The organism is Thermoflexus sp. (assembly GCF_034432235.1).
In the GTDB taxonomy this organism is placed as follows: domain Bacteria; phylum Chloroflexota; class Anaerolineae; order Thermoflexales; family Thermoflexaceae; genus Thermoflexus.
In genome coordinates this window covers 1-10,405 of record NZ_DAOUCJ010000091.1, presented here as the reverse complement: position 1 = coordinate 10,405, position 10,405 = coordinate 1, and the positions used below count along the sequence as shown (strand labels likewise).

At 63.6% G+C, this 10,405-nt stretch carries 11 protein-coding genes and 2 pseudogenes; all 13 read left to right on the top strand.

Translation table 11 applies throughout. The features are described 5' to 3' along the window. A pseudogene (locus VAE54_RS11215) lies at positions 1–463 on the top strand (substrate-binding domain-containing protein); the annotation flags it as partial. A gap of 105 nt (positions 464–568) precedes the next feature. Further along, the gene (gene pstC / locus VAE54_RS11210) at positions 569–1,516 is read left to right on the top strand and encodes a phosphate ABC transporter permease subunit PstC (protein ID WP_322802052.1); all 948 of its coding nucleotides are present in this window, start codon (positions 569–571) and stop codon (positions 1,514–1,516) included. A gap of 22 nt (positions 1,517–1,538) precedes the next feature. Continuing rightward, entirely contained in the window at positions 1,539–2,396 is an 858-nt protein-coding gene (gene pstA / locus VAE54_RS11205; RefSeq protein WP_322802051.1) for a phosphate ABC transporter permease PstA, read from the top strand. 10 nt (positions 2,397–2,406) lie between these two features. After that, positions 2,407–3,180 (top strand): phosphate ABC transporter ATP-binding protein PstB, encoded by a 774-nt coding sequence (pstB, locus tag VAE54_RS11200; protein ID WP_322802050.1) that lies wholly within the window; start codon positions 2,407–2,409, stop codon positions 3,178–3,180. A 6-nt stretch (positions 3,181–3,186) separates the two neighbouring features. Continuing rightward, positions 3,187–3,639 (top strand): arsenate reductase ArsC, encoded by a 453-nt coding sequence (locus VAE54_RS11195; RefSeq protein ID WP_322802049.1) that lies wholly within the window; start codon positions 3,187–3,189, stop codon positions 3,637–3,639. A 61-nt stretch (positions 3,640–3,700) separates the two neighbouring features. Further along, on the top strand, positions 3,701–4,357 hold the full coding sequence (phoU, locus tag VAE54_RS11190) for a phosphate signaling complex protein PhoU (protein WP_322802048.1): 657 nt from the start codon (positions 3,701–3,703) through the stop codon (positions 4,355–4,357). Positions 4,358–4,391: 34 nt separating this feature from the next. Then, on the top strand, positions 4,392–5,018 hold the full coding sequence (locus tag VAE54_RS11185) for a hypothetical protein (RefSeq protein WP_322802047.1): 627 nt from the start codon (positions 4,392–4,394) through the stop codon (positions 5,016–5,018). 383 nt (positions 5,019–5,401) lie between these two features. Next, positions 5,402–6,712 carry a glycerate kinase gene (locus VAE54_RS11180; protein WP_322802046.1) on the top strand — a complete coding sequence of 437 codons (1,311 nt, stop codon included), beginning with the start codon at positions 5,402–5,404 and terminating at the stop codon, positions 6,710–6,712. A 27-nt stretch (positions 6,713–6,739) separates the two neighbouring features. After that, positions 6,740–7,252 carry a molybdopterin-guanine dinucleotide biosynthesis protein B gene (gene mobB / locus VAE54_RS11175; RefSeq protein WP_322802045.1) on the top strand — a complete coding sequence of 171 codons (513 nt, stop codon included), beginning with the start codon at positions 6,740–6,742 and terminating at the stop codon, positions 7,250–7,252. A 201-nt stretch (positions 7,253–7,453) separates the two neighbouring features. After that, a complete protein-coding gene (gene dnaN / locus VAE54_RS11170) occupies positions 7,454–8,596 on the top strand; it encodes a DNA polymerase III subunit beta (RefSeq protein WP_322802044.1) in 1,143 nt (380 codons plus the stop codon). Positions 8,597–8,719: 123 nt separating this feature from the next. After that, positions 8,720–9,151: a single-stranded DNA-binding protein gene (locus tag VAE54_RS11165; RefSeq protein ID WP_088572388.1), complete on the top strand. Its 432-nt coding sequence runs from the start codon at positions 8,720–8,722 to the stop codon at positions 9,149–9,151. A 230-nt stretch (positions 9,152–9,381) separates the two neighbouring features. Then, positions 9,382–10,029: a hypothetical protein gene (locus VAE54_RS11160; protein ID WP_322802043.1), complete on the top strand. Its 648-nt coding sequence runs from the start codon at positions 9,382–9,384 to the stop codon at positions 10,027–10,029. 37 nt (positions 10,030–10,066) lie between these two features. Beyond that, a pseudogene (locus tag VAE54_RS11155) lies at positions 10,067–10,405 on the top strand (hypothetical protein); the annotation flags it as partial.

Here is a 10,405-nt window from a genome sequence, read left to right as displayed (position 1 = left end):
TGTAGGCAAACCGAAAGCCAGCCGCGGGGATTACACCGCCAGCGTAGACACGAACGTGGTGGTTCAGGGGGTGGCGAGCGATAAATACGCCCTGGGGTACATTGGGTTCGCTTATTATCTCGAAAACCCAGGAAAGGTGAAGCTGGTGGCCATCGATAGCGGGAATGGGTGCGTGTTGCCTTCAGAGGAGACGGTGCGGAACGGAACCTACCAGCCGCTCTCCCGCCCCGTTTTCATCTATGTCAATCGAAAGGCAGCGGATCGCCCGGAGGTTGAGGCCTTCGTTCAGTTTTACCTGACTCAGGGTCCGGCCCTGGTCCAGCAAGTGGGTTACATTCCACTCCCGGATTCAGTCTACCAGCTGGCGAGGAAGCGCTTCGAAAGCCGGCGGGTGGGGACGGTGTTCAAGGGCGAGCCCGCTGTTGGGTTATCGATCGAGGATCTGCTTAAGTCCGAGCAGTAGCACGGGTTCCCGTCCAGCCGAGCGCCGGGGGATGGGGTTCGCTATACTAAAATGCGGGGTGGCCAAGGGCCACCCCGCATATCGCTACGATGGGAGTGGGGATTGATGGGGATAACCGCGCGAACAGCCGTGGGGACCTCCGCTGTCCGTTTTCAAAGGGGGGTGGCCGCTCGCTGGCGGGAGCGAGGGGAGCTGGCGGTTCAGGCCGTGCTGTTCTTCGCGGCCATGGTCTCGGTGTTCACGACCCTCGGCATTGTGGCCATCCTGCTCGCCGAGGCGCTGCCTTTCTTCCAGCAAGTTTCCCTACGGGAGTTCCTGTTGGATACCCAGTGGACGCCTCTTTTCGCTCAGAAGCGTTTTGGGATCATGCCACTGGTAGTGGGGACATTCCTGACCTCGGCGGTGGCCCTGGCTCTGGCGATGCCGGTGGGGTTGCTGAGCGCGGTGTATCTTAGCGAATATGCACCACCCCGCATGCGGGCGGTATTGAAGCCCGCCCTGGAGGTCTTGGCTGGAATCCCAACGGTGGTCTACGGGTATTTCGCTCTGCTCACAGTGACGCCCCTTCTGAAGCAGATCGTTCCCGATCTGGAGGCCTTCAATGCCCTCAGCGCTGGCCTGACGATGGGTGTGATGATCATCCCCTTGATCTCCTCTCTGAGCGAGGATGTTCTTTATGCGGTCCCGGCTTCCCTGCGGGAGGCCGCTTATGCCCTGGGCGCCACGCGCCTGGAGGTGGCGACTCGGGTGGTGATCCCGGCGGCTCTCTCTGGGATCGTGGCTTCTTTCATCCTGGCCGCCTCCCGGGCTATCGGAGAGACCATGATTGTGGCCATCGCAGCAGGACAGCGGCCGATCCTGACCCTGGACCCTCGCCGGGCGATTGAGACGATGACAGCCTACATCGTTCAGGTCAGCTTGGGGGATGTCCCCCATGGCACTCTGGAGTTTCGGACGATCTTTGCGGTCGGCTTGGTGCTCTTCCTGCTCACCCTGGCCCTCAATCTGATTGCCATGCGGATCATCGAGCGCTATCGTGAGATCTATCGATAGTCTGGCGAAGGGAGGTGAGGGGATGGGAAATCGACAACGCCGGGAGACGATGGGGAAGCTCTTCGAGGGAATGGCGCTGGCGGCCACGATCTTCGGCTTGCTCGTTCTAGCCTTTCTGCTGTTCGACGTGGCCCGCCGGGGTCTGGGAGTGCTCTCCTGGTCCTTTCTCACCTCCTACCCTTCCCGGTTCCCGGAGCGAGCGGGGATCCGATCCGCCCTCCTGGGGACGATCTGGGTGATGGCCCTGACCGCTCTGTTCTCCGTGCCGCTGGGAGTCGCCGCGGCGATCTATCTGGAGGAATACGCCCCGCGCAATCGCTTGACCCGCCTCATCGAGCTGAACATCAACAACCTGGCTGGCGTCCCCTCGATCATCTATGGTCTCTTAGGGCTCGAGCTCTTCGTTCGCGGCCTGAGGCTGGAACGAAGCGTCATGGCCGGAGCGCTCACCTTGAGTTTGCTGATCCTGCCCATTCTGATCGCCGCCTCTCGGGAAGCCTTGCGCGCGGTGCCGATGAGCCTGCGGGAGGCCGCTTTCGCTCTGGGAGCCACCCGCTGGCAGGTGATCCGCCATCAGGTGTTGCCGGTGGCCTTCCCGGGCATCCTCACCGGAATGATCTTGGCCCTCTCCCGGGCCATCGGGGAGACGGCCCCCCTGATCACGATTGGCGCCCTCACCTTCATTTCCTTCGACCCGAAAGGACCTTTGGATCAGTTCACTGTGCTTCCCATTCAGATCTTCGATTGGGTCTCCCGCCCTCAGGCGGGCTTTCACGCCCGGGCAGCGGGGGCTATCCTGGTGTTGCTGGCGGTGTTGCTGTCGATGAACGGTCTGGCCATCTATCTCCGCTATCGCCTGCAGCGGCGCTATCAGTGGTAGGGGGAAGCGCATGGAGGAGATCGTCCTGGAGGCGCAGAACCTCGCGGTCTACTACAACGGCCGCCCGGCCATTGAGGGGATTTCCCTGAAGATCCCCCGCCGGCGGATCACGGCGATCATCGGTCCCTCTGGGTGCGGCAAAAGCACTCTGTTGCGCTGCTTCAATCGGATGAATGATCTAATCCCTTCCGCCCGGGTGACCGGACGGGTTCTCTTCGAAGGCGTGGATCTCTACGGCCCCGACGTGGATGTGGTGGAAGTCCGGCGGCGGATCGGCATGGTCTTCCAGAAGCCCAATCCGTTCCCCAAAAGCATCTATGAAAACGTCGCCTTCGGCCCGCGCATCCAGGGGATTCGGGATCGGCGGAGGCTGGATGAGATTGTGGAGCGCTGCCTGCGGGCGGCGGCCCTGTGGGATGAGGTGAAGGATAAGCTCCATCAGAACGCGCTGACCCTCTCCGGCGGGCAGCAGCAGCGCCTGTGCATCGCCCGGGCCCTGGCCACGGAGCCTGAGGTGTTGCTCATGGATGAGCCCGCTTCGGCCCTCGATCCGATCGCCACGATGAAGATCGAGGATTTGATGCGGGAGCTGGCCCGGGAATATACGATCGTGATCGTCACCCACAACATGCAGCAGGCCGCGCGGGTGAGCGATTACACCGCCTTCATGCTGGCCGGGGAGGATCGGGTGGGGCGGCTCATCGAGTTCGGTCCGACCCAGCAGATCTTCACCCGTCCGCGGGATCGGCGGACAGAGGATTACATCACCGGCCGCTTCGGGTAAGGGGCCATGGGCCGGCGGAAATGGCGGATTCTGGTCCTGTGCACCGGGAACGCGGCCCGGAGCCAGATGGCGGAGGGGCTGATCCGCGCCGCCCTGGGGGACCGGGTGGAGGTCTTCTCCGCCGGGACCCATCCGGCCGGCTATGTGCATCCAATGGCGATCCGGGCCATGCGGGAGATCGGGATCGACATCTCCGGCCAGCGCAGCAAATCGCTGGCCGAGTTCCTGGGCCAGCCCTTCGATCTGGTCCTGACCGTATGCGATGATGCCGCGGAGGAATGCCCGGTCTGGCCCGGGCAGGGCGAGCGCATGCATATCGGCTATCCGGATCCCGGGAGGCGGGCCTGGGACGAGGAGGGGATGCTGGAGGAGTTCCGCGAGGTGCGGGATCGGATGCGGGCGGAGTTGTTGTCGATCCTCCGGCGCTGGATCGAACAGCAGGAGGAAGAGGATGTTTGACCCGAAAGCGCGCCCGAATTACCATGCGGAAGCCAGGATCGGAAGCGGAGGGGAGGGGCCTATGCAAGCTCGCGTGATGCTGGAGCGCGATCTGAGTGCCATCCGGCAGGATGTGCTGCGATTGGGCGGGATGGTGGAGCAGGCGATCGATCGCTGCATTGAGGCCCTGAAGCGGCTGGATGTGGAGATGGCCCGGGAGATCATCGCCTTCGATGAGGAGATCAACCGCATGCGCTATCAGATCGAAGAGGCATGCCTGGAGACCATCGCCACCCAGCAGCCCATGGCCAGCGATCTGAGGGCGATTGTTGCGGCGATGTTCTGCGCCACCAATCTGGAGCGCATGGGCGATCACGCCAAAAGCATCGCCAAGCTGACGATCGAGATGGCGGACGAGCCCCTGCTCAAGCCGCTCATCGATATCCCTCGCATGGCCCAGATCGCCAAGGAGATGCTGCGGCAGGTCCTGGAGGCCTATGTGGAGCATGACCCGGAGAAAGCCCGCGCTGCGGTCGCCCGGGATGACGAAGTGGACGCCCTGGATGAGCAGGTCTACCGGGAGCTGATCACGTATATGATGCAGGATCCGCGAACGATCTTCCGGGCGACCCGCCTGCTCTGGATCTCCCACAACCTGGAGCGCATCGCGGACCGGGTGACCAACATCGCCGAGCGGGTGATCTTCATGGTCACTGGAGAATTGCAGGAGTTAAATTAACCCAGCGCGGCTTTTTCATGAGGCTCCTGCATCCATGTCCCTGCGCGGCCTGCGGGAGGCGATCCGACCATCCATCGAGGGGCCGGGGCGAAGGACGATCCGCCCCCATCGGTTTCCTTTTCTGCTGTATCAGCGGCTGGCCCGCATGTATCGCGGGCCTGCGCTGCTCACCGCCCTCCTGACGCTGGCCCTGTATTATCTCCCCCTCTTCATACCGGTGGAGTACCCCTGGCCGCCGGAGCAGGACGCCCTCCTTCTGGTTCTGGCCGGGGCGGTTCTGGGCGTCTGGCTGGTCCCTGAGATCGGAAGCCGGATCTCCGGGGTGGAGCCGAGGCCGGAGGCGCTGGTTTTCAGAGCCCCTTTCTTCGCTCTTCGAGTCTCTTATCGGCGGATCCGCAATACCCGGCCTACGGTGTTCTCCGAGCTTTTCCCCCGGATCCCCCGACGCCACCGGCGATGGGTGGAGCCTTTTTATGATCACACGGTTCTGGTCATCGAGACGACGGGTTATCCGCTGCCCCCCCGCTGGATCCGCCGGCTGCTCGGACCCTACATCTGCCTGCCTGAGGGGACCGGCTTTGTCTGTCTGGTCTCCGACTGGATGGCGCTGAGCCGCATGATCGATCACTACCGGGAGGCCGCGCGCGGATCGTCTTTTTGAGGCGCCTGATGGCTTGGGGTCTCTTCTTTCTCGGCTCCCCCTGGGCCAGACCGGACCTGGCGTTTGGAGATGGGGGGCGGGAAGGGCATGTCGGGCGCAGAGGATCCTATCCCCTGCGCCCAGCGCGTTTTTCCGGGCTCAAAAGAGGTGAAAAATAATCATGGGGTGAGCGCTATACCGTGGATCTCCTCAGGAGGGCTGAGGGCCCGGGCGGGCTGTTCAAGTCACCTCGCCAGCGCTCCCCATTGATTTTTATGGGGAAGAGAGGTCCGGGAGGGAGGGGCCTTACTATCATGGCGCAACAGATCCCCGGCAGTTTCCTTAACCAGGAGATGGCGACCATGTCAGAGGGAGGCGTAAACCAGGATCTCCGAAGGAATGTGATGCGGATCCTCCATGCCGCGCTGGGGGCGGTGGATCCCAGCGCGGCTGTGCGACGCCATGTCCGTCGGGAGGGGACGCAGCTGATCGTCGGGGAACAGCGCCTCGATCTGAATCAGTATCGCCATGTGTTCGTGCTGGCGCTGGGCAAGGCCGCCTATCCCATGGCCTATGCGCTCCAGGTATTGCTGGGCAGCCGGCTGGATCGGGGCGTGCTGGTGACCAAATACGGGCATCTGTCTGCAGCGCTGGATGAGCGCTGGGTGGTGATCGAGGCGGGGCATCCTGTGCCTGACGAGAACAGCGTCCGAGGGGCCCAGGCCCTGGCCGCTCTGGCGGAGCAGGCTGGGCCGGAAGATCTGATCCTCTGCGCCCTCAGCGGCGGGGGCTCCGCGCTGGCCACCTGGCCGGTGGAGGGAATCAGCCTGAGCGATCTCCAGGCGGTGACGGATCTCCTGTTGCGCGCGGGCGCAACGATCCACGAGCTCAATGCCGTTCGTAAGCACCTCGATCGGATCAAAGGGGGAGGGCTGGCCCGTTTCGCTTTCCCGGCTACGGTGCTGACCCTTGTGCTTTCCGATGTGGTGGGGGATGACCTATCGGTTATCGCCTCAGGGCCGATGGCACCGGACCCCTCCACATTCAATGACGCCTGGCGAGTGCTGAACCGTTATGGCCTGCTGGAACGGGTTCCGCTCCCGGTGCGCACACGTCTGGAGGCCGGGCTGCACGGGAGGATTCCCGAAACCCCCAAGCCGGGCGATGAGATCTTCCATCGGGTTTCCCATGTGATTGTGGCCAGCAATCGCCTGGCCGCCCAGGCAGCCCTGGAAGAGGCCACGCGCATGGGGTATCACGTGTTCCTGCTCTCCACTTTTGTGGAGGGGGAAGCCCGGGAGGTCGCTCGGGTGATCGCCGCTATCGCCAAGGAAATCGCAACGACCGGACGGCCGGTCCCTCGCCCTGCGTGTGTGGTGTGGGGTGGGGAAACCACCGTGACCGTGCGAGGAAGCGGGCGAGGGGGGCGGAACCAGGAGCTGGTGCTATCGGCCGCTATCGCCCTGCAGGGCTGGCCTGAGGTGGTGGTGGCCTCCATGGGAACGGACGGCATCGATGGACCCACAGATGCCGCCGGTGCCATCGCCGATGGGGAGAGCATCCGTCGCGCTGATCTTCTGGGCCTGGATGCGATGGCTCATCTGAACGCCAATGATGCCTATGCGTTCTTCGATGCCCTCGGCGATCTCATCCGCACGGGTCCCACAGGAACCAATGTCAATGACATCGGTGTGGTGCTGGTGGGACTGCCGTAAAGCCCTGGGGGGAAGGACGGTGCTCCCATGTCTTCAGCGTTTCCGCCCGTGATTTGCATTGTCGGGCGCTCCGGATCGGGGAAGACCACGGTGCTGGAAGGTCTGGTGCGGATCTTCCGGGGATGGGGACTGCGGGTGGGCACGATCAAGCATGATCCCCATGGGGAGATGCAGTGGGATCAGCCCGGAAAAGACACCTGGCGTCACCGGGAGGCGGGCGCCGAGCTCGTTCTGGGCCTCACTCCCCACTGGCTCTGGCTATCCCGACGGTTGAGCCATCCGCTGACGTTGTCAGAGCTCTTAAGGGAATGTGGCGGACTGGATCTGGTGCTGGCGGAGGGATTTAAAGCCGAGGCAGCACCGAAAGTCGAGGTGGTCCGCCAGGAAACCGGTCTGGATCTCCTGGAAGGATTGCAGGAGCGGTGGGCGGTGGTCTCCGATCTCCCCATGGATCCCAGCGTTCCGTGCTTCCGGTTTGAGGAGCTCGAGGCGCTGGCCGTCTTCCTGGCGCAACGCCTGGGGCTCCGGCGGGCGCGCTGAGGGAATTCCCCACATCTTCCTCTGAAAGCCGGAACGGTCTATTTCAGCCCCAAAACCCGTTATAATCAAAAAGAATAAGACATCCTTCCTGTGACCCTTTGGACCACGGGAGGGAGGAGAAAAAATATGCTTTGGGGTTCGGGCCGGCCATCGAAGGCTGTCCGAACCTCCAGGCGTATCCCGGACAGGAGGTCCTTCCCGATGAACGTGACCATTGCGCAATCGGCTTTCGAGCGGGCCCTTTCGGTGGCCGGCCGGGCAGTCCCTTCGCGGGCGACCCTCCCCACATTAACCCATGTGTTGCTTCAGGCCGAGCCCGGGCGCTTAAAGGTGGCGGGAACGGATTTGAATCTGGCTATCATAACATGGGAAGAGGCGCTCGTCTCGGAGCCCGGTGGCATCACGGTTCCTGCCAAGCCTCTGGCGGACTTCATCGGCGCCCTTCCGGATGAGCCTATCCATCTCCGGGTCCACCGCGAAACATGGACGCTTCACATCGTTTGTGGATCCTATGAAACGGCGATGAAAGGGCTGGACCCGGAGGAATATCCGATTCTGCCGGACATCGAGGGGGATGGCTTTGCGCTGGATCCAGAGGACTTCCGGCAGGCGATCGATCAGGTGACCTTCGCGGCCGCCACCGATGAAACCCGCCCCATCCTGACCGGTGTGCTGATCCGTCGGGAGGAAGGACCAGCGGGGGGTGCGACGGTTCTGACGATGGCGGCTGCGGATGGCTACCGCCTCTCGGTCAAGACCATGCCGGCCCTGCGCGCCCCGGAGGGCCCCTTCTCGGTGATCGTCCCGGCGAGCACTCTCGAGGAGGTGGGCCGCTTGCTGAAAGGTGAGACCGAGCCGGTGTCGATGATGGCCCTCCGCGGGCGGAATCAGGTGGGCTTTCGCCTCAGCCGGGCGGCTGTGCTTTCCCAGCTGATTGAAGGCCAGTTTCCAGACTTCCAGGCCATCATCCCGAAGCGCTGGGAGACCCGCGTCGAGATCTCCCGGGAAGCCTTGTTGAAGGCCTGCAAGGCGCTCAGCGTGTTCGCCCGTGAGACTTCGAACGCGGTCCGGCTGGTGATCACCCCCGGGGAGGGGAATCGGCCAGGTCAGGTTCTTCTGCAATCCCGATCGCCGGAAAAAGGGGAAACCCGCGTGGCTATAGATGCGCTGGTGGAGGGGAACCGTCTGGAGATCGCGTTCAATGTTCGATTCCTGATGGATGTGCTGGAGGCCATCGAGGGGGATCGGGTGGCGTTCGAGATGACCTCACCGCAGTCGCCGGTTAAGGTCCTGTCGGTGGGGGATCCGTCGTTTGTGCATGTGGTGATGCCGATGTTCCTGTAGGGCTTGAGGGGATGCCGCAGGGCGCCACACTTCTGGATCCAGTCCGGCCGGTTTCACTGGGAACCAGGTTTCCTGTGTGTTCTCTCAATTTCTATGTCAAATCCGAAGGAGGGAGGAGAGGCGATGTATCACAAACTGATCATCGCGGGCCATCTGGGGACGGATCCCGAGATGCGCTACACGCCGGAGGGGACGCCCGTGACATCGTTCCGGATGGCCAGCAATATCCGGTATCGGGATGCCAGCGGTGAGCAACGGGAGGAGACCATCTGGTTCCGGGTCTCCGTCTTCGGACGGCAGGCGGAGATCGCCAATCAGTATCTGCAGAAGGGACGCCCGGTGCTGGTGGAAGGCCGGCTGCGGCCGGATCCGCAAACGGGCAACCCGCGGATCTTCCGCCGTTCGGATGGGACAGCGGGGGCGGTCTATGAGGTGCGGGCGGACCGCATCGTGTTCATCGGGCCGCGGCCTGCGGAAGCTCCACCTGCCGTGGAGGCGGAGGAGCCTGTGCTGGAGGAGCCCGGATCCATCGAGGAGGAGGAGATCCCGTTCTGAGCCGGGACGGCCGGGGATGGGGAGGGGAAGGAGTCCTCGGACCTGACCCCCCGGCCCCCTTTCCGCTTCGGGGAGGGGAAATCGGGCTGTCGCCCACCGGATGATGATCCTACAATGGGGAACGGTTCTGGCCTGGGGGTAGGGGGAAGGAGGTAGGCCGGACAGGGGCCAAAGGCTCCTGTCCGGCCCCTCTATGGAAGAACCCCGTCGTGGGGATTGAGAGCGCTTCTATGCTCCTGAAAGAACTGGAAGGGATCGCCCGTGAAATCCATGCCGCTCTGGAGGCGAAGAACGCCGCCCGGGAGACCGCGCTGGCACGCTGTCGAGAGCTGACCCGTCTGTGCGCGCTGTGCATCCGGGCGGTTCATCGGGAGGAATACGCCGAAGGCCAGCGCCTGCTCCATGAGGCCCGGCAGGCCGCTTTCGTCCTGCAGACGGATCTGGCTCCCTTCCCGGACCTGCTTTACGCCGGATATACGCAGGATGCTCTGAAAGAGTGGGTGGAGGCTGCCGTCGTCTACGCCATCATCACCGGCCAACCGCTCCCCGGACCGCAGGAATTGAGGGTCCCAGAGGCTGCTTATTTGAACGGCCTGGCGGAGGCCGCCACGGAGCTCCGTCGGCGCATCCTGGATCTGATCCGCACTGATCGCTTTGAAGAGGCGGAGCGCCTGCTTCAGGCGATGGATGAGATCTATGAGACGCTGATCACGATGGATTACCCCGATGCGCTGACGGGCAACCTGCGCCGGGCGACAGATGTGGTGCGGGGGACGCTGGAGCGGACCCGGGGGGAGCTGACCCTCAGCCTGCGGGAGCATCTCCTGCAGCAGGCCCTGCAGCGCTTCGAGTCCCGCGCCGGCGAGTCGCCTGTCTGAGGGTGTTCGGGATTTCCTTCCAGGGAAAGGAGACCGGATGGCTTTCACCGTAAAGGATTTTGAGGATCTCCTGCGGATCCTGGATCGCTATCCCAACTGGCGGGAGGAGCTGCGCCGGCGGATCCTCCTGGAGGAGCTGGAGCAGCTTCCCCGGGCGCATCGACGGCTGTCCGTTCGGCTGGGGCGGATGGAGAAGACCCTGGCGGCGCTGGCTGAGACGGTTCGGAAGCTGGCTCAGGACCAGCGACGGCATGCGGCGGCTTTGACGAAATTGCGGAAGGAGGTTGCGGAAGCCCGCGCGGAGGCCGATCGCCGCATCGCGGAGCTGGCTGAAGCCCAGCGCCGCACCGAGGAGACCCTCAACCGCCTGGCGGAA

Bases quoted from the DNA above. Each gene is read 5' to 3' on its own strand.
- pstC (WP_322802052.1), top strand. From the start codon at position 569: ATGGGGATAACCGCGCGAACAGCCGTGGGGACCTCCGCTGTCCGTTTT.
- pstA (WP_322802051.1), top strand. From the start codon at position 1,539: ATGGGAAATCGACAACGCCGGGAGACGATGGGGAAGCTCTTCGAGGGA.
- pstB (WP_322802050.1), top strand. From the start codon at position 2,407: ATGGAGGAGATCGTCCTGGAGGCGCAGAACCTCGCGGTCTACTACAAC.
- VAE54_RS11195 (WP_322802049.1), top strand. From the start codon at position 3,187: ATGGGCCGGCGGAAATGGCGGATTCTGGTCCTGTGCACCGGGAACGCG.
- phoU (WP_322802048.1), top strand. From the start codon at position 3,701: ATGCAAGCTCGCGTGATGCTGGAGCGCGATCTGAGTGCCATCCGGCAG.
- VAE54_RS11185 (WP_322802047.1), top strand. From the start codon at position 4,392: ATGTCCCTGCGCGGCCTGCGGGAGGCGATCCGACCATCCATCGAGGGG.
- VAE54_RS11180 (WP_322802046.1), top strand. From the start codon at position 5,402: ATGCGGATCCTCCATGCCGCGCTGGGGGCGGTGGATCCCAGCGCGGCT.
- mobB (WP_322802045.1), top strand. From the start codon at position 6,740: ATGTCTTCAGCGTTTCCGCCCGTGATTTGCATTGTCGGGCGCTCCGGA.
- dnaN (WP_322802044.1), top strand. From the start codon at position 7,454: ATGAACGTGACCATTGCGCAATCGGCTTTCGAGCGGGCCCTTTCGGTG.
- VAE54_RS11165 (WP_088572388.1), top strand. From the start codon at position 8,720: ATGTATCACAAACTGATCATCGCGGGCCATCTGGGGACGGATCCCGAG.
- VAE54_RS11160 (WP_322802043.1), top strand. From the start codon at position 9,382: ATGCTCCTGAAAGAACTGGAAGGGATCGCCCGTGAAATCCATGCCGCT.